The sequence below is a fragment of the Jutongia hominis genome, from assembly GCF_014384965.1.
GTDB classification, from domain to species: domain Bacteria; phylum Bacillota; class Clostridia; order Lachnospirales; family Lachnospiraceae; genus Butyribacter; species Butyribacter hominis.
Genome location: NZ_JACRSW010000030.1, coordinates 44,128 through 68,830, shown reverse-complemented (window position 1 = coordinate 68,830; position 24,703 = coordinate 44,128). Strand labels below are relative to the sequence as shown.

Annotated in this window: 13 protein-coding genes; all 13 read left to right on the top strand. The window is 39.2% G+C overall.

Annotation, left to right across the window (positions count from 1 at the left end; genetic code table 11):
* Nucleotides 1-259: 259 nt before the first annotated feature.
* The 13 genes from H8700_RS07710 (at nt 260) to H8700_RS07650 (ending at nt 24,589) form a co-directional block, all read left to right on the top strand.
* Nucleotides 260-3,796 (top strand): HD domain-containing phosphohydrolase, encoded by a 3,537-nt coding sequence (locus H8700_RS07710; protein WP_249304887.1) that lies wholly within the window; start codon nt 260-262, stop codon nt 3,794-3,796.
* 162 nt (nt 3,797-3,958) lie between these two features.
* Nucleotides 3,959-5,152, top strand: a complete 1,194-nt coding sequence (locus tag H8700_RS07705) for a BMP family ABC transporter substrate-binding protein (protein ID WP_249304886.1) — start codon at nt 3,959-3,961, stop codon at nt 5,150-5,152.
* Between the two features lie 313 nt (nt 5,153-5,465).
* Nucleotides 5,466-7,337, top strand: coding sequence for a DUF885 domain-containing protein (locus tag H8700_RS07700; RefSeq protein WP_249304885.1), 1,872 nt, complete (start codon nt 5,466-5,468; stop codon nt 7,335-7,337).
* Between the two features lie 176 nt (nt 7,338-7,513).
* Nucleotides 7,514-10,591, top strand: coding sequence for an Ig-like domain-containing protein (locus H8700_RS07695; protein WP_249304884.1), 3,078 nt, complete (start codon nt 7,514-7,516; stop codon nt 10,589-10,591).
* Nucleotides 10,592-10,860: 269 nt separating this feature from the next.
* Entirely contained in the window at nt 10,861-12,465 is a 1,605-nt protein-coding gene (gene pckA / locus H8700_RS07690) for a phosphoenolpyruvate carboxykinase (ATP) (protein ID WP_249304883.1), read from the top strand.
* A 178-nt stretch (nt 12,466-12,643) separates the two neighbouring features.
* Nucleotides 12,644-13,009 carry a DUF6483 family protein gene (locus H8700_RS07685; protein WP_249304882.1) on the top strand — a complete coding sequence of 122 codons (366 nt, stop codon included), beginning with the start codon at nt 12,644-12,646 and terminating at the stop codon, nt 13,007-13,009.
* Nucleotides 13,010-13,280: 271 nt separating this feature from the next.
* The gene (locus H8700_RS07680; RefSeq protein WP_249304881.1) at nt 13,281-14,216 is read left to right on the top strand and encodes an AAA family ATPase; all 936 of its coding nucleotides are present in this window, start codon (nt 13,281-13,283) and stop codon (nt 14,214-14,216) included.
* 195 nt (nt 14,217-14,411) lie between these two features.
* Nucleotides 14,412-15,467: a DUF58 domain-containing protein gene (locus tag H8700_RS07675; protein WP_249304880.1), complete on the top strand. Its 1,056-nt coding sequence runs from the start codon at nt 14,412-14,414 to the stop codon at nt 15,465-15,467.
* 72 nt (nt 15,468-15,539) lie between these two features.
* Nucleotides 15,540-18,092, top strand: a complete 2,553-nt coding sequence (locus tag H8700_RS07670) for a transglutaminase-like domain-containing protein (protein ID WP_249304879.1) — start codon at nt 15,540-15,542, stop codon at nt 18,090-18,092.
* 18 nt (nt 18,093-18,110) lie between these two features.
* The gene (locus tag H8700_RS07665) at nt 18,111-19,148 is read left to right on the top strand and encodes a bacterial Ig-like domain-containing protein (protein ID WP_249304878.1); all 1,038 of its coding nucleotides are present in this window, start codon (nt 18,111-18,113) and stop codon (nt 19,146-19,148) included.
* Between the two features lie 567 nt (nt 19,149-19,715).
* Nucleotides 19,716-22,661 carry a DUF6273 domain-containing protein gene (locus H8700_RS07660; RefSeq protein ID WP_249304877.1) on the top strand — a complete coding sequence of 982 codons (2,946 nt, stop codon included), beginning with the start codon at nt 19,716-19,718 and terminating at the stop codon, nt 22,659-22,661.
* A 297-nt stretch (nt 22,662-22,958) separates the two neighbouring features.
* On the top strand, nt 22,959-23,501 hold the full coding sequence (locus tag H8700_RS07655) for a matrixin family metalloprotease (protein WP_022140538.1): 543 nt from the start codon (nt 22,959-22,961) through the stop codon (nt 23,499-23,501).
* Nucleotides 23,502-23,524: 23 nt separating this feature from the next.
* Nucleotides 23,525-24,589, top strand: coding sequence for a hypothetical protein (locus tag H8700_RS07650; protein ID WP_022140539.1), 1,065 nt, complete (start codon nt 23,525-23,527; stop codon nt 24,587-24,589).
* The last annotated feature ends 114 nt before the right edge of the window (nt 24,590-24,703 follow it).

Below are 24,703 nucleotides of genomic sequence, written 5' to 3'. Positions count from 1 at the left end.
GATAAAAATGTATAATACGAGCGAAAAATGTATAAAAATAAGTCGTATTCTCTTGTGAACATGGTAAAAAACCATTATAATAGCATTACTTACTATGCATTTTTATAAGAGTGTACATATAGCAGTGGGGGAGCTGGCAAGAATTACAGAGTGATTTTTGTAGTGCAAAGCATTGACTTTGCACTTTTGCAGCAATGTAAAGATGCACATACAGTAGTGGGAATTTTTGATTTGATTTACAGAAGAAAGCAGGTATGAGATGCAGCACAGAAAAAGTTATGAGATAAGTATATTTGTAATCGGATGCATTTTGATTAATTGCATTGGAAAATGGCTGGCAGGAGCACTGCAGCTTCCTTTATGGATGGATTCTTTTGGGACAGTATTGGCTGCATATGTGCTTGGGCCGATATGCGGTGCTTTTATTGGAGCGGCGGTAAATATTATATACGGATTGCATTCATCGCTTTCACTTGTTTATGCATTAACAAATGTTGCACTTGGAATTCTGGTAGGCATTTGTGCAAGAAAGGGATTTTTTGAAAATCTTTTCAGGACATTGTCATTGAGCTTTTTAGTGACAATGATCTCGGTGCTCGTTTCTGCACCTTTGAACTATTTCTTTAGTAATGGGATGACCGGTAATGTCTGGGGAGATGGCGTTGTCGGTTTCTTGGAATTAATGGGGATTCAGAAGGTGATCCGGTGTATCATCGGTGAGTTTTATGTTGACTTTTTAGATAAAGTGATCACATTACTTTTATTCTTTTTTATATTAAAAGCAAAAGTATTACGCAAAAAAGACGGCAGACGAAGTCATGTACGGAAAAAGACATGGCTTGGTTTGCTTTTTTTCTTACTTTGTATGCAGGCAATGCTTGATGGAACATCTGCCTGTGCAAAGCAAAAGAGTAAATATAGTGCAGACAATCGTTTTAATACATATGTCAGAACAATCTATAATGGAGAGAACGGGCTGCCGGGTGGTAAAGCGAATGATATTGCCCAGACAAAGGATGGTGTCTTGTGGATTGGCACGTATGGCGGGCTGTACCGTTATACCGGAAGTAATTTCCGCTGGGTAAACGAGTTTGAATCGGTGAAAAACGTAAACTGTCTGTATACAGATGAAGCCGGACGATTATGGATCGGAACAAATGATAGCGGAGTATCAATCTGCATTAACGGAGAAATATCAAATGTATTGGATGCAACCGAAAAACTTCCTGCAGATTCGGTTCGTTGTATTACAGAAAATACAGATGGTAATTTTTATGTTGGAACGACCGATGCATTAGCAATCGTATCTTTATCAGGTGGACTTTCCGTGACGGAAACCATTTCGGAGATTAAGTATGCAAAAAGCCTATCGACGGATGCTGTGGGTACGGTTGCTGCAGTTACGGATGAAGGATGTCTATACCTGTTAAATGGAAGTAAGATCGTTACTAAAAAAGAAAAAAGCATCAGTGGCACGGCATATACCTGCTGTACATTTGATGATGCAGGAAAACTATATCTTGGTACACAGGAAAATACGATAGAAGTATACCGATTTGAAAATGAAACATTAAAGAAAGAAAAAGTGATCTCCTGTCGGGATATGATAAATATTAAATCCCTGCAACAGTCGGAAGATGGTTATTGGTTTGTCTGTGCTGACAATGGAACAGGATATATTGACAAGGAGGGAATCTATCATACGATCAATACAAATCAGTTTAACAGTTCAATTGACCATATGTTAATTGATTATCAGGGGAATCTTTGGTTTACTTCGTCCCGTTTAGGACTTTTGCGTATGTGCAAGTCGGTATTTACAGAGATTTATGATGAAGTCGGTTTGCCGGGGGATGTTGTTAATTCTGTCACAAAATGGAACGGGCAGTTTTACTTTGGAACGGATAACGGATTACATATTGTGGATCAGAAGTTAACCAAAAAGGTAGATAACAGTTTGACGAAAAAGCTGGAAGGTGTCCGAATACGTTGTCTTAAAGAAGACAGCAGACATCATCTCTGGATCTGTACAGGTGGTGAAGGTGTCTGGGAAATTGCCGGTGATCGGATCTACACTTACAAAGAAAAAGATGGTATGACAGGAGATAAGTTCCGATCGATCATTGAACTGGCGGATGGTACGATGGCAGCTGCCGGAGATTTCGGGATTTCCTATATCAAAAATAGAAAAATTTGTGCTACGATCAAAGAAAAAGACGGACTGACAAATCCTAAAGTTCTTTGTATGCTGCAAAAAGAGGATGGAACGCTTTTAGCGGGAACCGATGGAAATGGAATTGCGGTCATTCAGGATACTAACGTGGTAGGAAGCATTAAAAAGTCGGATGGACTCGGATCGAACGTGATCATGCGGATTGTAAAAGACAGCGATAATGAAGGATATTTTGTGATCACAAGCAACAGTATCTGTTACATCACAAAAGCAGGAAAGATCAGAATTTTAAAGAATTTCCCGTATTATAATAATTTTGACCTCGTAGAAGGAAACCATGGAGAGGTCTTTGTCCTTAGTGCAGCCGGAATTTATGTTGTAGATAAGAAAAAACTGTTACATGATAAAGATACAGAATATGATCTTCTGGATTCGACAAAAGGATTACGGGAGTCATTGACACCAAATGCGTGGAATTATGTTGATGACAAGGATAACCTCTATCTTTCCGGTGGTTCCGGAGTTGTTTATATGAATATCAACGCATATAGTACAACGAAGTCATCGTATCGTATGTTGCTCAAGTCGATCAAGTTAGACGGAGAGACCGGTCAGGTAGAGCGAGGCGAGGTGTTTCACATACCAAGAGGTGTTTCTCGTGTAGAGATCATACCGGAAGTGATCAATTATTCGACAAATGACCCGTATGTGCGTGTCTGGCTCGAAGGTTTTGACAAAAAGGCAACGATCGTACAGCAAAGTGACTTAAAAAATATCGTTTATACGAATCTGCCGACCGGGAATTACACATTCCATATGGCAGTATATGACAACAAAAAGAGTAAAGTCATAGAGGAAAGTACCTATCAGATCGTTAAAGATAAAGAGATTTATGATCATTGGTGGTTCTATCTTTATTTTGGTATTGTCTTTACCTCAGCAATTGCGTATCTGACATGGCTTGTAGTCAGAACACAGATCCAAAAGACATTAAATATTCAGAAGAAAGAATTGGAACTGACGAAAAGACAGCTTGAAATGGGAAATGAAACGATTTTAACGATCGCTAAGACGGTAGATGCTAAAGATGTCAATACAAGCCAGCATTCGTTCCGTGTATCGGAATATGCTTCGATGATCGCACAAAGGTTGGGATATAGTGATCAGGCGATTGAAGATTTAAAGAAATCCGCCCTCTTGCATGATATTGGAAAGATTGCGATTCCTGACCGCATTTTGAATAAGGACAACAAACTGACGGATGAAGAATATGCCGTTATGAAATCGCATGTCGTAAGAGGTGGTGAGATCTTAAAGAATTTCACATTGGTAGACCATGTATATGAAGGTGCATTATATCATCATGAACGTTATGATGGAAAGGGATATGTGCAAGGGTTGAAAGGGGAAAAGATTCCTTTAAATGCAAGGATCATCGGAATTGCAGATGCATTTGATGCAATGACAGCAAATCGCGTCTATCGAAAGAAGCTCGATATGGAATTTGTATTAAATGAGATCAAAAAAGGAAGAGGAACACAGTTTGATCCGATGCTTGTAGACATCATGCTCGATCTGATCGAAGACGGTACAATTGATGTACAAAAGATCTATGCACCGTAATATATGATCGGGATAATAGTTTTGATAAAAGCAGTATTGTTCAGGATTATGTCAGACTGAGAAATGAAAAAAGCCGGGAAAGTTCAGTAGTTTGTATCAGAATCGTGTCAGATCAGGCATGAAAAAGGCAGAGAAAATGTTTTTGTAAAAAGGGAGACCAATATGAAAAGAATATATGCAATATCATTCATTAGTACCATTGCTGTGATCATCGTTGCGGCATTGTTTCAGTTCCTTGTGCTGGATAAGAGAACACAAAAGCACATCAAAGTCGGGTTTGTATATGTAGGTGATACCAGTACTGTTTATACCGGGAACTTTGTTAAAGCGCAAAATGCGATTGAAAAACAATACGGAGATCGTGTAAAAACCTATGCAAAATACAATGTGACAGAAGGAAATGAGGGCGAAATCTTACAGGAACTGATTGATACCGGCTGTGAATTGATCTTTACGACCAGCTATGGATTTTCCGAAAAGACAAAAGAATATGCGAAACGCTATCGCAATGTACAGTTTTGTCAGGCAACCGGATCCAATGCCAATGAAAAGCCAAAACTTAGCAATTATCATACTTTCATGGGAGCAGTTTATCAGGGACGTTATGTATCAGGTGTGGCAGCAGGCATGAAGATCAAAGAAATGATCAAAGATAAAACGATAACAAAAGAGCAGGCAAAGATCGGATATGTCGGAGCGTATCCGTATGCGGAAGTAATATCTGGTTATACGGCATTTTTACTGGGAGTACGATCGGTTGTTCCGCAGGCGGTTATGACAGTCAGATATACCAATACATGGGGGAGTTATGCGTTAGAGAAAAAGTGTGCTATGGAACTGATAGATGAGGGATGTGTCATAATATCACAGCATTCTGACACAACCGGCCCGGCTGTTGCCTGTGAAGCGACAAGAGGAACAAAGACCACATATCATGTAGCATATAATCAGAGCATGGAAGATGTGGCACCGACAACCTATCTGACAGGATGCCGTATTAACTGGGAACCTTACATTTTAGAGGCGGTTAGTGCAGTTTTATCAGATAAGAAAATCGAAGATGTTGTCAATGCCAACATAAATGGAAACGATGCCGGAGCAGGCTTTGAACGTAACTGGGTGGCAATGCTTGAATTAAATGAAATCGCAGTGGCGAAAGGCACGCAGGAACGGATGGAAGATGCGATCAAACAATTAAAAACCGGCAAACTTGCCGTTTTTCAGGGGGATTATATAGGAATCAATCCATATGATGCAAAAGATACTATTGATCTGAATAAAGGTTATCAGGAAAATAAGGACAGTTCTGCACCGACTTTTCATTATGTGCTGAAAGATGTAATACAAATTAAATAAAATGAAATTCTCATGACGAATAAATCAGGAATGAAACGGAATTATCTTGAAGATGTAACCGGGAATGAAGCAAAACTATCTTGAAGATGTAATCGGGAATGAAGCAAAATTGACTTGAAGATGTAACCGGGAATGAAGTAAAACTATCTTGAAGATGTAACCGGGAATGAAGTAAAATTGTCTTGCAGATGAAGCAGGGCATGAAAAGAAACTTTCTTGATGATAGAATCAGGAATGAAACGAAATGCTTGTGCATATACATATAGAAGGGTATAAAAGAGCGGGTGTGACCGGTCAGGGCAGGAGGCATTTCATGAAAGAGCAAAGCAGACAGGATTACAAAAAATACTTTATGCAGGATCGGAAAAAAGGATTTTTCGGGCATCGTGGCAGGCTGGCTGCTTTTCTGATCTGTCTTGTTGCGGTTCTTGGTGCAGTCTGTATCAGACAAGGCATTTTGCCGGTTTCTTATCATTTGCTCGATCATCCGAAAGTGCAGGACAACCGTAGTGTAAAAAAGACACAAAGCGATTTTGATGCACTGATACAGCAGATCTTTCGGGACGAAGTGACTTCGGATTCTTTTACGTTAAATTATACATTAAAGACAAAAGAAAATTATGGGATTACACAGGAGAAACCAACGCTTGGTGAATATTCCCTAAAAGAAATGAAAAACAGTCTCGTTATATCGGAAAACCGCGTTGCAACACTCGAAACCTATGATTATGAAAAGCTGACCAAAGAGCAAAAGCTGATCTATGATACGATATATCTTTTATCAAAACAGAATTTAGAAGCGGCAGATTTCCTGGAATATACAGAATGCTTAGGGCCGACAACCGGTATACAGACGCAGCTTCCGGTTTATTTTGCGGAATACAGCCTGCGTTCGAAAAACGATGTGGATACCTATTTGGAGTTATTAAATCTTGTTCCGGCATATTTTAAGGAAATTCTGTCTTTTGAACAGATGAAAGCGAAAAAAGGGATCTTTATGTCGGAGACAACCGCACAGGCGATCATCGACCAATGCAATGATTTTGTGAGCAAAACAGAGGAGAATTATCTGATCACAATCTTTGCGGGTAAACTTTTAAGCGTTGCCGATATGACAGATACCGAGAAGAGTACCTATGAGCAAAAGAATAAAGAGTTGGTTCTGAATGCGGTAATACCGGCATATAAGAATCTCGCAGAAGGGTTAAAAGAACTAATAGGCAGCAGCAAGAACCAAAAAGGACTCTGTTATCTTGAAAAGGGAAAAGAATACTACAGTTATCTGGTCAAAGCCAAGACCGGATCAGACCGTTCCATCAAAGAAATAGAGCATATCTTAGACAATAAGATTGAAGAATTGAAGAAAAAAATTGCAAAAGTGATCTCTGATACACCGGATGTTTATTATCAGGCACAAAAAGCGGAATATACATACAACACGCCACAGACAGCAATGGAACATCTAAAAAAAGCGATTCAAAAAGACTTTCCTGCACTGGATGAGTCGATCGGATATGAATTAAAATACGTGGATGCGTCTTTGGAAGAAAGCATGAGTCCGGCATTCTATCTGACTCCGGCAATCGATGATTACAAAAATAATGTAATCTATATTAACCGAAATAAAAGATATGATCTGTCAAAAGCATTTACAACGATTGGTCATGAAGGATATCCGGGACATTTGTACCAGACGTGCTATTTTCAATCGCAAAATCCGTCACCGCTTCGCAGTATGATCAATGTGGCAGGATATACCGAGGGATGGGGAACATATGCAGAGTTATACGGTTATGATCTTGCAGGGTTGAAAAAAGATGTCGCTAAGCTTTTAAAAGAAAACACATTGATCACGCTTTGTCTGTATGCAAAAGCTGATATCGGTATTCATTATAAAGGATGGGATCAGAAGAAATTGCAACGGTATCTGACGGATTTTGGATTTAGCAAAAGCAATATGATGGCAATCTATCAGTCACTTTTGGCAGAGCCGGCAAGTTATATGCCATATACAATAGGGTATTTGGAAATAGATGACCTTTTGAATGATGCAAAAAAGCAACTGGGCAGGAAATTCGTTCTAAAAGACTTTCATAAGTTCTTCCTGTCGCTCGGTCCGGTTCCGTTTACGGTAGCAAAGGATCGGATGCAAGGCTGGATAGAGATGCAGTTACGTCAAAAATAACGCATAAAATGTTAAAATTAAATTTGCAACTGTAAAGAGGATATTTTATACTATTTTATAGAGCTGTATTGTTTTGAGTGAATGCAAAATTTTCGCATTTCAACATACAAAAAGGGTACGTGTCTTGGTGGAAAAAATATCAGACACAGTAATGCGACAAAGAAAGGAAGATGCAAATGAAAAAAAGATGGAAAGCGGTCATGGCAGCAACATTGGCAACAGCTATGGTGATCACAGCAGTTCCCGTTCAGGGACAGACAGCACAAGCGGCAACAAAGTTAAAAAAGATTACGCTGTCAAAGAAGATCTGTGTGATCAGCAAACACAGCAGAGTAAAGCTGTCAGTAAAGTACAGTCCTAAGAAAGTAAAAGGTACTGTAACATGGAAGAGCAGTAACAAGAAGGTTGCAACTGTTACAAACATAGGTGTTGTTACAGCCAGAAAAACCGGAAAAGCTACGATCACCGCAAAGGTAAAAGGAAAGAAAGCAATCTGTAAAGTGATCGTTGGTACACCGGTCAAGAGTGTGACAGCAGCAAAGAAAGTAACGCTTACGGTAGGAAGCAGTAAAGCGATCAAAGCAAAAGTGCTTCCAAAGAAAGCTTCTGTAAAGAAGTTGCAATACACAACTTCAAACAAGAAGATTGCTGCCGTATCCTCAAAAGGTGTGATCAAGGCAAAGAAGCAGGGTAAAGCAGTGATCACAATAGCAAGTACAGATGGTAGTAACAAAAAGGCAAAAGTGAATGTTACGGTTAAAGCAAAGACAGCAAAGAATGTGGATGTAACCGGCATTTCGATTGCCAAAGCAGCTCATATTATGAACGTTGCAGATACCTATCAGGTAAAAGCCGTTGTCGCACCGGCAAACGCAACCAATAAAAATGTAACATGGTTTACAACAAATGCACAGACAGCAACTGTTGATGCAAATGGTCTTGTCACTGCGGTAAATAAAGGTACAGCAGACATCGTTGCAACAACGGTATCCGGCAATAAGTCGGCAAAGTGTACAGTCACGGTCGCATCAGTAGCACGTGTCAGCACAGATGAGCAGATTGCTACGGCGTTAAAAGCCAATGTAGAGTATCTTTATCTGGAAACAACCGAAAAGAAGCAGCTTACCATTCCGCAGGGAAGCTATGCAGGCACAAATCTGATCGTGGATATGCCAAATGGTGAAGTTATAAACCATGGTACATTTGCAAGCGTTACGATCAAGAACATTGCGAAAAATACATTTAAAGAATATGCAAGCGGCAATACATTAAATGTAGAAGCAGCAACTTCTCATATTGTGATCAGTAAAGATGCAAATGCAACAGTAAAAATTGCAAAGACAGCTTCTTCTACACAGGTAGAAAACAATGGAACGATCCAGAGTCTTGAAATTGCATCAGAAGGTGATGTTACCGTCAACGGTAGTGCAAAAGACATTGTTCCGACTGTTGTAAATTCTAACGTAAATCTTGTGACAAACCAGAATATGCAGATCGATGCGATCATCAAGTTCTTTTTAAAGATCTGTCCGGGTGCAGAAAATACAACGGTATCGGTCGATACAGCAATCAATATTCCAAAAATTGTTGGTCTTGGACTGATCCCTGTTACGGTATCTGACACAGGTGAAGTAGTTACCGTGATCAGTGACAATCTGGGTGTTGACGAGAATGCAGTAGATGTAGCATTCCATGGAGATGTACAGGATGAAGAAAATGTAGTGTTACAAGATGCAGATATCTACATTGTGCCATATACAGCAGATTATGATATTCCTAATATTGTAAACGATACGAATGCAACACATCTGACAACAGATGCAAATGGTCAGTACAGTATTGATACGATCAAGACAGGTAACTACATTTTAGTAGTGAAAAAAGATGGTTATATGGATGTGACACAAAATATTGTGATCACAAGTGTATATGGTTCTATTTATACAAATGAACTGATCAATATGCTGCCGGCTTCCTGGGAAGGAAAAGAAGGTGGTGTATCCGGTGCCGTGACAGACAGTAAGACAGGTGACAAAGTAGAAGGTCTTACCATGCGTATCCGCAAGGGTAAAAACAACCTGATCAATGATGCGATCAAAGAAACAAAGACAAATGCAGATGGAGAGTATCTGTTTGAAGATCTTCCGGTAGGTTATTATACCGTTCAGGTGCTTGATAAGCGTACATTAGAGGATACCGCAGACCGTTATCTGTCTACTTCATTTAATGTGTTGATCCGTCCTGATACGATCACAAAGAATCAGGGCGTTGGTGTCAGCACAGCGATCCATACCGGTCAGGTACGTTTTATCCTGACATGGGGTGATGAAGAGTCGGGTGCTGTTGCCGATGCGGATTCTCATTTGATCGGTCCGGTAAATGCCACAGGAAATCATTTCCATACATACTATAGTGACCAGGCAGCATGGAATGGTGAGGAAGAAGTAGCAGATCTTGATCTGGATGATACCGATTATGAAGGTCCGGAGACTACTACGATCTACAAGGAATATCCTGGAGTGTATTCTTTCTATGTACATGATTATACGAATTGTGACTCAAATGACAGTTCACAGCTTGCAGCATCAAATGTTAAAGTAGAAGTGTATTCCGGAAGTTTTAAGATGGCAACATATTATATGCCAAACAAAGAAGGAACATTATGGCATGTATGTGACTATGACAGCCGTACAAAAGCACTTACAAATGTTAATGAAGTGACATATCATACGGAGCCTTCTAATGTCGGATTATCAGATGAAGAAGTTAAAGTACTGGAGATAAAAGAGAACATTCGTGAACGGTTGTTTAACATTGAGAATATTGCAAATGGTATGGCAAATGGTGCAGATGAAGTGGATGCGAAAGTGACAGCATGGAGACAGCAGGCGGACAGCTATGATATAGAGGTGTTGAATGAAATCCAGGATGCCGTAGAAGAATATTATCAGCAGATAAATAAGATGTTTTTGTATGATGTTTCCTACACGGTAGATAACAATGAAAAGAATGTGTATGAAAATACCAGTAGCAGGATTTGTATCAATAAATTAGACAGCAGTGTACTTAGTGATATTAAGATTACTCTGTCCGATAGCGATAGTGATACCGTGGTTACTGAGGTTACACCGGATGAAGGATACGACAAAGCATACAAGCTTACCGCATCGAATGGTTTTGAAAAAGTAATCCGGGTTAAGATCAAAAATTTGACACAGGATGATTGGAATGCTTCTATTGATGATGAAGATTGATCGAGGTCATAGCAAACCGTTAAAAGGGTAAAAATGCATGGGAATGGCAGATACAAATTTTATATTTTCGGCGAAAATAGATTGACTTTTTAAAGCAGTTGTGAGATGATAAATCCAAATTGTGTTACAGGTGAAATGATTGTATCCCCGATACTTTCGGATAATCCTTTATCGGAAAGCAGAGAGATACGAAGAATTTTGAACCGGTATGCACAATATACCAGTTACTAAGTGACAAAAAATACTAAGAAAAGTGAGGTTGAATGCAAATGGCAACAGTAGATTTAAGTCAGTATGGTATTACAGGAGCAACAGAGATCGTTCACAACCCTTCTTATGATGAGTTATACAAAGAAGAGATGAAGGCAGACCTCGAAGGATATGAAAAAGGACAGGAAAGTGAACTTGGCGCTGTCAACGTTATGACAGGTATCTACACAGGTCGTTCACCTAAAGATAAGTTTATCGTTATGGATGAGAACTCAAAAGATACAGTATGGTGGACATCAGATGAGTATCCAAACGACAACCATCCGGCAAGCCAGGAAGCTTGGGAAGCAGTAAAAGAACTTGCTAAGAAAGAACTTTCTAACAAGAAACTTTATGTAGTAGATGCTTTCTGTGGCGCTAACGAAGACACAAGAATGGCAGTTCGTTTCATCGTTGAAGTTGCATGGCAGGCTCATTTTGTTACAAATATGTTCATCAAGCCATCTGCTGAGGAACTTAAGAACTTCAAACCGGATTTCGTAGTTTACAATGCTTCAAAAGCAAAAGTTACAAACTACAAAGAGTTAGGTCTTAACTCAGAGACAGCAGTAATGTTCAACATTACAAGCCGTGAGCAGGTTATCGTAAACACATGGTATGGCGGAGAGATGAAGAAAGGTATGTTCTCTATGATGAACTACTACCTCCCATTAAAGGGTATTGCATCTATGCATTGTTCAGCAAACGCTGATATGGATGGAAAGAATACAGCAATCTTCTTCGGTCTTTCAGGTACAGGTAAGACAACATTATCTACAGATCCTAAGCGTCTCCTTATCGGTGATGATGAGCATGGCTGGGATGATAATGGCATATTTAATTTCGAGGGTGGCTGCTACGCTAAGGTTATCAACCTTGATAAAGAATCTGAGCCTGATATCTACAATGCGATCAGAAGAGATGCTCTTTTAGAGAACGTTACTATTGATGATAAGGGTGTTATCGACTTTGCTGATAAGACAGTTACAGAGAATACTCGTGTATCTTACCCAATTGATCATATCAAGAACATTGTACGTCCTGTATCGTCTGCTCCTGCAGCTAAGAACGTTATCTTCTTATCAGCAGATGCATTCGGAGTTCTTCCTCCGGTATCTATTTTGACACCAGAGCAGACAAAGTACTACTTCTTATCAGGATTTACAGCAAAGCTTGCAGGTACAGAGCGTGGAATCACAGAGCCGACTCCTACATTCTCAGCTTGCTTCGGACAGGCATTCTTAGAGTTACATCCTACAAAATATGCTGAAGAATTAGTTAAGAAGATGGAGAAGAGTGGTGCTAAGGCATACCTCGTAAATACAGGATGGAACGGAACAGGTAAGCGTATCTCTATTAAAGATACTCGTGGTATCATCGATGCTATCCTTGATGGTTCAATCAACAAAGCAGATACAAAGAAGATTCCACACTTTGATTTCGAAGTTCCTACATCACTTCCGGGTGTTGATCCTGCAATCCTTGATCCTCGTGATACTTATGCAGATGCTTCTGAATGGGAGACAAAGGCAGTAGATCTTGCACAGAGATTCGTTAAGAACTTTGCTAAGTATGAAGGAAATGAAGCTGGTAAGGCATTAGTAGCAGCAGGTCCTAAGGCTTAATTTTAACAAAAACTCTAAGGTACAATCGTATCCTACAGAGAAAAAAGAAAGTGTAATCGCATTTTTCTTGAAAATATAATATAGAGTATTATAAAAGCAGATACCCTCATTTTGATCGCTTGATCAGAATGAGGGTGTTTGCGATTTTGTATAATATAGATTGGTAAGGGGAGACAAAATGGAATATGAAAACAAACATGGGTTGAAACGTACAATACGTGGAGCTGTACGTGTAGCAATGGCAATTGCGGGTGGTGCTTTTGGAGAAAAATATAAGCAACCCAAATTTATTGAAAATTCCGCGCAGGATTCTTTGTACCGGAAGCTTACCCAAATGGTAGATGAAGGAAAGTTTGAAAAAGCAGAGAATATCCTTTGGGAACGTGCAGAGAAGAAAGATCTGCTGGATTTACAGCTTGCGGCAGCAGTATATTCTTATATGAATGAAAAAGAAGATACATTTATAGAACAGTCCGATTTTTCGCGGGAAGAAATAGAATATGGAATTCGCTGTGTAATGAATATGTATGGTTTTGATGCGTAGCTCGTTGAGACAGACAAAGAGAAAACTAATAATGTTATGGGTAGATTTATAAAAAATGAGTGTAAAAGAAAACTGACACAATTTTATAAAATATAACTTATAAGATGAAAACATCAAATGTTTTTACATTCATAGTATGTTATTTTTATGAAAAACAGGCAGTATATTTTTAAGTGACATTGTAAATGAAACTTTATAAGAAAACATCAGACTGCCGCAAAAGGAAAACTTTGCGTTTATTACGATGATAAAACAAGGAGAAGGAAAAATTATGTATGAAAAATTAGAAGCAATCGAGCAGGAGATTGGGAAAGTCATCAAAGGAAAAAAGGATGTGATCCAGAAGGTTTTAATGGCTATTTGTGCATCCGGTCATGTACTTTTGGAGGATCATCCGGGTTCTGGAAAGACTACTTTGGCAAAAGCGATTGCAAAAGCCATGGAACTGGATTATAACCGTCAGCAGTTCACACCGGATACAATGCCGAGCGACATTATCGGCTATTCTTTTTATAATAAGCAAAAAGAGGAATTTCAATATGTGCCGGGTGTCGTACAGTGCAACCTGCTTTTAGGGGATGAGATCAACCGAACCTCTTCTAAGACACAGTCTGCTTTGTTAGAAGCGATGGAAGAAAAGACTGTGACCGTAGATGGCAATACGATGGCACTTCCTGATCCTTTTATTGTGATCGCAACACAGAATCCGATCACAAGCGGGGGAACACAACCACTTCCTGATTCACAATGCGACCGTTTTATGGTTCGTTTGTCCATGGGATATCCGGCATTTGAGGATGAAGTGACGATCCTGCGTGAAAATTCGGATGAAGATGCCATGCAACAGATTCATCAGATTGCGACAAAAGAAGATCTGTACCGGATCAAGGAACAGATTGCAAAGGTTGTTGTAAAAGATCAGATTTTAGAGTACATATGCCGGTTATGTGAAGCAACCCGCAGTCATGATGAGATTGAGCGTGGTGTCAGCACGCGTGGAGCGATTGCGGTCAAAAGAATGGCAATGGCAAATGCAGCATTTCATGAACGCAATTATGTGATACCAAAAGATGTCGAAGAAATTTTTATTGATGTGTGTGCCCATCGTATTATATGCAATGCAAGAGCAAAGCTTGAAGAAAACAGTGAACAGCACATTTTACAGAGGATCTTAGAACAGGTTACACCACCTTCTCTGTTTCAATAGGATGAACATATATTGTTATCTGATATAAGTATAGTGAAACGCAGTTGACCGGTATGCAATCATGAATAAGACAGCTATCATTATCCGGTACAAGTATATATAGATACCGATTATGGATGTGAATAGGAACGGATGTTTTTTCATTAAACGATATAGATTGGCAGAGCGTGAGTGACAGAAGGAGGGAGAATCGGCATGTGGCTTGTGATTTTGGCAGGGTTTGTTGTTCTTTTGTGTATAGTGGCACACCAAATGCTGAGACATCATGTTACAGTAGCGGTACATGCGACGGAATATACCATGGCAGAACACCCTGTTATAGAAATAGAGATACAGAATACCGGAAGGATACCGCTTTTTCAGGTGAAAGCAGTTTTACAGATAGAAAATCGTGTCTTTGAAGAAACAAAGAAGATAGGTTATACCGGGCTGGTTGCAGCACATAGTAACAAACGGTTTGCCATTCCTCTCGATATGGAATATCCGGGAACCGTATGTATTACTGTACCTAAAATTATAGCAAAAGATTTTTTTCATTTATCTTTCTTTCAGATTGCATTAGAAAAGAAAGAATATTTCACGACGATCATGCCACAGACGATCCGGCTTGACCGGCTTGCACAGGTATGGAAAGAAAATTATGAGAAGGAACGTTTCTTTTTGCATCGGAAAGGCAACAACTTAAGCGAGATTTTGCAATATCGCAATTATGTCAGAGGGGACAGCCGTAAAAATATCAACTGGAAGCTTTCTGCCAAATACGACGAATGGATCGTGCGAGAATTTGATACCCCTACAGATAACTTTGTATTGATCACTTTTGATGTGCCACACAGTCAGTCAAAAGAAGAACGTAAACGGTTCTATGAGGTCTTGGTATCAATCTGTCAGGCATATATGCAGCAGAAAGTAGTTTATAATATCGGCTGGTTTGACTATGCAAGCAGACATTTTATCTGTTATGAGATCGTTGATTTCGCACATTATCTCAAAGCAGTCAGTTTGTTAATGAAAAATAGTCCAACAGATGCAAAAGACTGGTATGATTCGTTACAGTATTTACGAAGTCATAAAGAAGTCGGTGCAAAATATGCAAGAGTAATCTATGTGACAGAGGATCTTACCAAAGAACAGCAAAGAATGCTTCCGATGCAGGAGGGATTTTGCGTAGTAGATATAAAAAAATACGCACCGGTTACACAAAGTCTCGAAGAAGCGACAGGAGCGTTATATGCACTTCTTTCAAAGTAGCTGTTATTGCAGTTTAATGCTAAGTGTATAAGTATAGAAACCAGATCAGCAGGATCGGAATAGGAGCAGTATATGAAAGCATATTCGTATGAAGAGAAAAAGGCAACAGCACATATCGGAATGATCGGGACAAATGTGCTTATTCTCTTTGCGTTTTCTTTACTTGCGGGAATTCTGTTTTGCGAATTCGTTTGTCATAAGAATATTACGATCTATCAGGGTCTCGTGCTTGTATGCTGTTGCGTTGTCATATCATTTCTTTGGTATTTTTTAAAAAGGAAAGTACATCATCCCTTTTTGATAGGAAGTGCCGGGATCTGCCTGCTTTCTTTGTTTGGTGGTGTCTTTTGGTGGAATGGTGCATTACAGACAATAAATGGCATTTTGCAATGGTATAGCAAACGAACAGGAAATCTTGCAGAAGAATATGCTGTCAGTGACCGGTTTGTGGCAGTTGGAACTATCTTTTTTGCAAGCAGTCTGTTACTGCTTTCCTTATGGATCATACAATATTTTCTGGATCGTCGGAACGTACTGGGCATGGTTATCGGTATGCTTCCGTTTTATCTGGTCGCATTTTTCTTTGGAAAGCATTTTGTGATAATGTGTGCGATCGGATTGTGGATAGTATTTTTGTATTGTCTGCATGATGCATTTCGTTATGGTTATGTTCTTTCTGACCAAAAAGAGAAATGCACAATCGGGCTTTTGACATTGTGTATATTGTTGACGGGGATTGCTACCGGAACAGGAATTGTTTATGAGGATCAGTTTGTGCAGTGGAAAAGGGCAGAAAAGAACAAGATAGAAACAAAAGCGTTTGGTACAGCCGATCTTTACGAAGGCGATTTTACAGGAAAGAGAAAAGCGATCGATTCAAAAGAGCTGCGTCTTACAGTAGAGACAGACAGTGACAGCGTATTTTATCTGAAAGGTTTTGTCGGCAGTAATTATCAGGATCGACAATGGAAAGCACCGGATGATTCAGTATATACAAAGAAACACAAAGAACGTTTCCGCTGGCTTGCGAACCGGAATTGGAGTGTCTGGACGCAGGAATTTAAAGCATTGTCGGCAACTTCTTATAGAGAGCAGGGTACGAAAAAGGTTCGTGTTAAGAATGTACAGGCAAGCAGAAAATATCAATATCAGCCGTATTTTGGCATGACAAATGCCGGAAGTATGCTAAACAAGGGTCATGACAGTACATTGCAAAATGAATGGTACGCTGTCAAAAAAGACACGACATACCGGATGATCGAAATGAAAGATATGGATTATCTGACGATTCAGACTTTGGCACAGTTAGAAGCCAGACAATCCCAAAAAGAAATATCTGATTATCTGGAAAGTGAATGGACTTACAGAGAATTTGTAAAAGAAGAATATCTTACCATTCCAAAAGAATTTCAACACTTTTTTACACAACAGATCAAAAAGAATGTACAAACAATGTCTGTGCAGGAAAAAGCAACGATGATCCGCCAGTATTTATTAGATCTGACAGATGGAAATGAAGAGACAGCCGATGATTTTACTGATCAGAACTATGCTGATCCAATCCTTGCTTTTTTGCAGAAACAAAGAGCCGGGGGAAGTGCTTCTTATGCGTCAGCCGGAACGCTTTTGTTTCGGTATCTGGGAGTCCCGGCAAGATATGTGGAAGGATATGTGTCTTTACCGGAGAGTATGAACAGTACGGCTGCCGATACACAGACAGATGAAGAGACAGACGGAACTTTGCACGAAAAAAACAGCGGAAAGTCCGCGCAGACTATCCGTAATATCTATGCAGACGAAGCTCATGCATGGGTTGAGATCTATCAGGATGGACTTGGATGGATACCGGTTGAGGTCTCTCCGAAATATTATGGAGAAGGCGAGAAGGCACACAGAAAACAGCGTGTGGATCAGGTTAAAACAGAAGAATTGCAAATGAATGTTAAGATGCCGCCGAAAAAACTTTCTGAGAAACATACAATACCGATTCAGAGATACGTTGGCATTATGCTTGGTATGATTGTGCTATTAATTGTATTTTTGCTTTTACATCGGAGTATCTGCCGATATCAGAGGAAGAAAGGAAGGCAGCAGGGAACACTGCCGGATCAGATCGGCTATCTTGCAAAAGAATTGTCCTATTGGTTAAAAGCAGATGGAATGCATGAAATGATACAAAGAAGTGATGCCTTTATCGATCAGATGCAAAAGTATGAGCGTCTATCTGATGATCATACTCAAAAGAGCCCGTCAAATGATTTGTCACAGCAACGTGAAAATGATTTGTCACAGCAACGTGAAAATGATTGGAAAGAGCATCAAGATGAAAAATCTAAGAATGGTTTTGCTAAGACAGATAAATATATTCAACGGAATTTTCAGAAAAAAGCTTCTTCAAGCGATTTTGCAAAAGCAGGAAAAAATATATCGTCCGATATTTGGAAAAAGGAATGCAATATTGAGCAGGTTCTTACAATTCTAGAGCGAAGAGCTTTCTCGGAAGAAGAAGCAAAAGCAGAAGAAAAACACTCTATGGAAATCTACGTAGAACATATCAGAAAGCAGATTTTTCGGAACGCAAGTCGTTTCAAAAAGGCAGTTCTTGTAATCTGGTATGGTATTTAAAGAAGGGAGGGTGCCGGTTTGAGAAAGAAACGAAAAAGTATATTATATTTTTTTATGATCGGATCGATAGCAATTATGCTCAGCGGTTGTCAGAAAAAGAAGATTACATATCACCCGACCTCCTATTTAATGACTAAAGAGTCAGGGAAGAACTATCCGGCATTAAAAACACAAAAAAAGTTTGAAGATGCCTTTGCAATGACAAAATTATCTGCTAAAAAAGATACAACGCAGGAAAAGACAGATCGCAAAAGCGATGAGACGCTGAAAGAAGAAAATGCTCCTGCGGTACAGGAGACTGATATGGCGGATCGAATTAACAATCAGACTTCTGACGAAAAGAGAGTCTCACAGAAAGAGCAAAAGTCGAAAAGGAACAGCAGCACTTCCAGTAAAAAAGATTCTGCTGACACAAAGACAAAGAAAGCTGCTACGGAGAAAAAGCCAGAGACAAACCGTACAGCTGATCAGACTGCGCAGCCATCGACTGCGACGCAGACGCCGACAGAAGAACCGAAGCCAACGCAGACTTCCACGCCAAAGCCAACAGCGACACCAAAACCAAAAAAATTAGCAGAAATACAGGTGGATGGCGAATTGCGAAATGACTATAACAAAGGCGAAACCGTAGACTTATCAGTTCTTACTGTAAAAGCCGTTTACGAAGATGGCAGCACTAAAACGCTTTCCCGAGATGAATATGAGATGGATGGGCTAAGCACAGCCTCCCTTGGGAAGCATACCTGCACGATTACTTATCAGGGAAAAAGCAAAGAACTGAACTATCGTGTCTACCAATATATGGTGGCAACGTATGTGGTCTCGGATGAAGATACTGACGACGCGGTATGGCATGAGATCAGCGGTTTTACTTTGACAAAACAGCAGATTGCAAGCCTTTTCGGAAATGGTGTAACAGCAGATGATAAAATCACCTTAACAACCGGAAGTGCAGTAGGAGATTCCTATACCTTTGAACATGGAAAGGGGCTGATCTACAACACAACAAACCAGATCCAACTATACATAGGATTTCGCTATAATAAAAAATCGTAATAAATAAGCCATTTACAACCCAACATTTTACGTTGTGTCATGCATTCCCTGCAAAGCACATGTCATGTACAAAAGCTTTCTTTTCGTAAATGCTATTTCTTTTTGCCTTTTGGTAAGACACGCTGACCGGTTAGAATATCTGATTTTTAAGACTTTTTTGCTGATTGGGCGCGGGTCATAACTATAGGGGCGACTCAGCCTGAGTAGCATTGTTGTTTGGGACACGCTCCCGCTTCGCAAAGCCACGTAGCGCACACATAGCACTGCAAAAAAGCAAACATTTTTGCAGCGCAAGTGGCGACGGCCTTTGAGATTCCCAAACAGCAATGTACATCAGGACTGGCCCTGCCCCTATATCAGATGAGAGCGCCCATAATCATGGCAAAAAAGTCAAAAATCTTAGATATTCTTACCGGGCAAAACAGTGCTCCAAAAGTCAAAAGAAATAGAATTACGAAAGCATATTACTTTAACATGACATGTATTTTGCAGGGAATGCATCAAAGAAGGGTGAGAGGGTGTGGGTTGCAAATGGTTTAGGGATGATGAAAAGGAGGAGATTAGGAGATGTTATTAGGAAGAGTGAAGAAAGTGATCAGTGGTTTGGTCGCATTGTCGATGCTTACGACATTTGCTGTGCCAAGTGGTATGGCAAAGGCGGCTGACAGCAGTGAACTGAAAAATCCGGTAGTAAGTAAGACCGAGACGACATGGGATCGTGTTGTCTTTGGCAGCTATTATTCTGAGGTACAGGAAAAGGATGTACCAATTACATGGCGTGTATTGAATGTCAGTGGAAATGATGCGTTTTTGATTTCGGATGAAATTCTTGCCATGAAGAATTACAATGACGAAGCAAAGGCAGTTACATGGGCAGACAGTTCTCTTAGAAGCTGGCTCAATGATGATTTTTTCAATTATGCATTTACGGAAGAAGAAAGAGCGGCAGTCATTCAGACGGAGATACAAAATAATAACTTTGATCTGACACAGACGGATTATGAAATGACAAATGATTATGTATATCTTCCGTCGTATCAGGAAATGCAATTAAAATCATATGGATTTAGCAATAACATTTTAGATCATGAAAGCCGTCTGGCATATACAAATACATATCTGGAAGCATCTAATATAGATGATACGGACGATCCGGCGGATGACAGCACCGATATCGGAGCACAGTGGCTTTTACGAACCAATGGAGAGAATCGTAATACTGTGTGCTATGTAGATGAATCCGGAGCACTTAGCAATGATTATGATATTTTAATGACAGATACAAGCGAGGGCATGGAGGATGATAATCTTTGCGGTGTCCGTCCGGTGCTTCATCTGGATCTGAGCAAGACAGATTGTTATACCGTTACATCTTCTTTTACGCAGACATTCGATCCGGATTGGGGAGGTTCCGATATAGATGACGAAAATGTAAAAGTCAATCTCTGGAGCTGTGTCTGGTTTGGAAATTATTATCAAAGTGATGAAAAGGGACAGACAAAAGATCCGATCAAATGGCGTGTACTGAAAAAAGACGGTAATGATCTGTATCTGATGGCAGATAAACTTCTGGATGTGTTGCCATATGGTACGACGGAGACAACGGATTGGAGTGATTCGACACTTCGCACATGGTTAAATGATACATTTATCAACGAAGCATTTAATGACACTCAGAAAGCGGCAATCGTTGATACGTCATATTGTGACAGTGATGCTTCGATCAAAGATAAAATAGCAATTCCTTCGAAGGCAGAAGCAACGCTGGCTTCCGAAGAGACAGTTGCAGCCGGTGATGAAGAATATTGCACAGCGGCAGCGACAGTATATAGCAGTAAAAAGCTTGATGTTGAAAAAGATACATATGTGGAAGGAAGTTACTGGCTGCGTGATGTATGTGAAACAGGATATGATGAAAGCAGTGATATTGAATATGTCGAGGGGTATAAGAATTATATCAATTGTATTGAAGGAAATTCTTTCCAGGTGACGTCGGCATATCCGGAAGCAACAGGCATTGCAGTTCGTCCGGTGCTTCATTTGGATGCTTCTAAGATCAATGTATGGCAGAATGCCGGTGAAATCTGTGAAAACGAAGAGATCAATGAGATTCCTTATGGAAGCGGAACAGCAGATATCAGCAAGATCAAATCCCCTACATTAGTAAATGATGATTATACCGGATCGGAAACAGTCTATAAGGTATCTACATGGGATTGTGTCTGGTTTGGTAACTACTATCAGACATCTTCCACGGCAAAAACTCCTGTTAAATGGCGTGTTCTGGATAAGGATGATACAAAGAATACAGCGGTTCTGATTGCAGATGCCGTTCTGGATGCTCAAAAATACGATGAAGATGGTACATCAAATGGCTGGTCAGACGCGACACTTCGTGAATGGCTGAATACAACAATGTATCAGGAACTTTTCTCAGAGCGGGAAAAAGAAGCAATTGTTGAAACAGATACAACGGTAAAACAAGAGGGCGATGAAGACTGTGAAGCAGCAACCGGATCTGCAATTTCGACAACAGATCGTGTGTATCTGCTTGCAGAATCCGATTTTGTTAATGAATTATATGGTCTGATTCAAGAAGATGCCGATGTTTCACCAACTTGTAAAGCGATAGCAACTGCGTATCTGGAAAAGAAATACCCATTGCTAGGAGCGGCAGGAACTGTTGTCAACTGGTGGATGCGTGATAAGGGCTATTCAGTAGACAGTGCAAATTATGTAGATACAACGGGAACTATTTCTGAAGAATACAAAGAAAAGCTTTATGGAATCCGACCGGTGATCACGGTAGATCTTTCTAAAGCGACATTATATGATGCCGGAACCGTATCTTCTGATGGTAAGATCGAAGAAAAGGCTTATCCTGACAATACGACAAAAGATCCCGGTGATAATGGAAACATCGGCACGAAAGATCCGGGGATCCAGAATCCTTCTACAGGAACTAATACAACAGACAATAAGACAGGAGTTACGCCAAGTACCGGCAATGCGAAAAAGACGTATACGATCACCTATAAACTCAATGGTGGTATCAATGCATCGAATCCGACAACCTATACCGAAGGAAGTGCAGCGCTCACATTGCAAAAGGCTAAGAGAGCAAGATATCTGTTTGCCGGCTGGTATCGTGATGCTAAGTTTAAGAATGCCGTAACAAAGCTTTCTAACCTGACACAGAATATCACAGTTTATGCAAAATGGAAGAAAGTAACAGTAAGTAAAGTGTCATTGAAAAAGGCAAAGAAATCCGGCAAGAAGAAATGCAAGCTTACCTGGAAGAAGTGCAAGAGAATAGCCGGATATGAAATTGCCTGCGGTACAAACAAGAAGTTTAAGAAAGCTAAGAAGACAACTGCGAAAGCAAAGGTGACATCAAAGAAGATCACAATCAAAAAAGGAAAGAAAAATTACATCCGTATACGTGCCTTTGCAAAAGATTCAATGGGTAAAAAAGTATATGGTAAATGGAGTAAAGTAAAAGTCGTAAAATAGATTTTAGTCTGTTTGTGCTATTGTCTGTTTTGCAAAATATGTGATACTTTTTGAATAAATTATTTTTTATTATAAAAACCTCTAAACTGAGTAGTCGTATACTCTCGTTTGGGCAATATGTTTTATGATTTTGTTTGTCTAAAGGGAGTATATGAAATATATTTTACATCAGTTTGGAGGTTTTATTTGGTTTTGAAAATATTTGAAAGCAAACACAATGTAAATGATTAAATAATAAAGATATTGAAAAAAATATAAACAAAATATATAATATAAATAAAAACAAAGGAGGAAAATATGAAAATTAGTAAGGTAGTAATGGTATCAATGATAGTGGGAATAATATCTTTTTGCGGGGTGGCGAATTCTGCAAAAGCATATTCATTAACAGGTGCTTGGTGGAACAAAGGAAAAATAGAATGGAGATACGAAAATTATATATCATATCGGGCAAAACAAATGTATGTAGAAGGAATAAATGAGTGGAAAAAGAAATCTATTGATGCAAAAATAAGTAGCGGGAATAAGGTCGTTTGTGGTGAAAGAAATATCAACGATACATGGGATGGATTAACATGTCCTGAATATAAAACCGGGAGTTTGGAGTTTAAAAGTCAAAATGTTTTTTTAAATAAATGTAAAAAGCAAACATGGTCTTCCGACGGGGCATTAAAATCCGTGGTAATACATGAGTTTGGTCATGTTTTTGGATTGGCAGATACAAGTAAGACAAAAAATATAATGAATGGATCAACATGGGGAACAAAGAGCCGTTATGGTACATATAAACTTACAACACCACAAAAAGATGATATATCGGGTGTGAACAAAATATATTAGATTTGAGGAGGAAGCAGATAAAAATGAACAAAAGAAAGTTATTTTTTGCAATAGGAGTGATAGCAGTTATTCTGCTAGGCAGTACCTTTTTTGCACTGAATCAGAGGGGAAAGGAAGAAAAGAAAGAAAAAAAGATTGGTTATCTGACTGCCAGCTGGGAACAAAATTATACATCTATGGATGAGTTGGTGAAGGGCAGTGATTTAATTGCACATGTTAGAATGTTAGATGATGGTAAAAAAGTGCAAGGAAAAAGTAATACAATACAATACCGGGCAAAAGTTCAAAATGCTTTATATGGTTGTGAGAAAAATGATATAATATTGATTCAGATGACTGGACGAAGAGAACAAAATAAGATATGGGAGATAAAGGAAGATCCCTTGATGAATCAAAGAGAAGAATATGTTATGTTTTTGCAATTAGTCAAAAAAAATACATATATCACATTAACGGCAACACAAGGAAGGTTCTGGTATGATACTCATACAAAAACAGTATCGTCTATGAATTACATAGACAAAAACATAAAAGATTTTTGTGCGGTAAATGTAAAAAATATATCTTGGAATACATGGAAACAAAAGGTGCAAAGTTCACTGCCGGAAGAAAAGAGATTGCCTAAAGCTGTAATGCATGCAAGTTGGCATAAAAATTATACAACGATCAAGCAATTAAAAGTAGCGAGTGATCTGATTGGTGTAGTTCAGGTAAAAGAAAAAGTATATGACAGAATAGATAAGATTCCAATCACGAAAACGACTGTAGTGGTCAAGAGGGTGGTTAAGGGATGTAAGATAGCTCAGGAAAAAGAAATTATAATGACAGGTGGAATTTACAATGGGCATTATTATGAAATAGAAGATGCTCCTTTGTTAGAAAAAGAGCAGGAATATTTGATTTTTGCGCAAAAGAATAATGATGGAACATATTCTATTTTGAGTGGCGCACAGGGCAGAATGCTTTATAATTCACAAGCAAAGCAGATTATATCAACAGATGTGGCAGAAAAATGGGACATGAAAGGGATTTCATATCAGGGCATTTCTCTTGATCATGAACCATATGATAAAATTTTTGAAAAATAAATGGTAAATGGAGTGAAGTCAGATTTCAGCCGATTTTGGGTATTGACTGCATTGCAAAATGTTATGTTATAAAATAACAAAATCATTATAACGAAAAAGAAGCCAACAAGAATT

Excerpts from the sequence above, each read along its gene's own strand:
- H8700_RS07710 (WP_249304887.1), top strand. The coding sequence starts at position 260 with ATGCAGCACAGAAAAAGTTATGAGATAAGTATATTTGTAATCGGATGC.
- H8700_RS07705 (WP_249304886.1), top strand. The coding sequence starts at position 3,959 with ATGAAAAGAATATATGCAATATCATTCATTAGTACCATTGCTGTGATC.
- H8700_RS07700 (WP_249304885.1), top strand. The coding sequence starts at position 5,466 with ATGAAAGAGCAAAGCAGACAGGATTACAAAAAATACTTTATGCAGGAT.
- H8700_RS07695 (WP_249304884.1), top strand. The coding sequence starts at position 7,514 with ATGAAAAAAAGATGGAAAGCGGTCATGGCAGCAACATTGGCAACAGCT.
- pckA (WP_249304883.1), top strand. The coding sequence starts at position 10,861 with ATGGCAACAGTAGATTTAAGTCAGTATGGTATTACAGGAGCAACAGAG.
- H8700_RS07685 (WP_249304882.1), top strand. The coding sequence starts at position 12,644 with ATGGAATATGAAAACAAACATGGGTTGAAACGTACAATACGTGGAGCT.
- H8700_RS07680 (WP_249304881.1), top strand. The coding sequence starts at position 13,281 with ATGTATGAAAAATTAGAAGCAATCGAGCAGGAGATTGGGAAAGTCATC.
- H8700_RS07675 (WP_249304880.1), top strand. The coding sequence starts at position 14,412 with ATGTGGCTTGTGATTTTGGCAGGGTTTGTTGTTCTTTTGTGTATAGTG.
- H8700_RS07670 (WP_249304879.1), top strand. The coding sequence starts at position 15,540 with ATGAAAGCATATTCGTATGAAGAGAAAAAGGCAACAGCACATATCGGA.
- H8700_RS07660 (WP_249304877.1), top strand. The coding sequence starts at position 19,716 with ATGTTATTAGGAAGAGTGAAGAAAGTGATCAGTGGTTTGGTCGCATTG.
- H8700_RS07655 (WP_022140538.1), top strand. The coding sequence starts at position 22,959 with ATGAAAATTAGTAAGGTAGTAATGGTATCAATGATAGTGGGAATAATA.
- H8700_RS07650 (WP_022140539.1), top strand. The coding sequence starts at position 23,525 with ATGAACAAAAGAAAGTTATTTTTTGCAATAGGAGTGATAGCAGTTATT.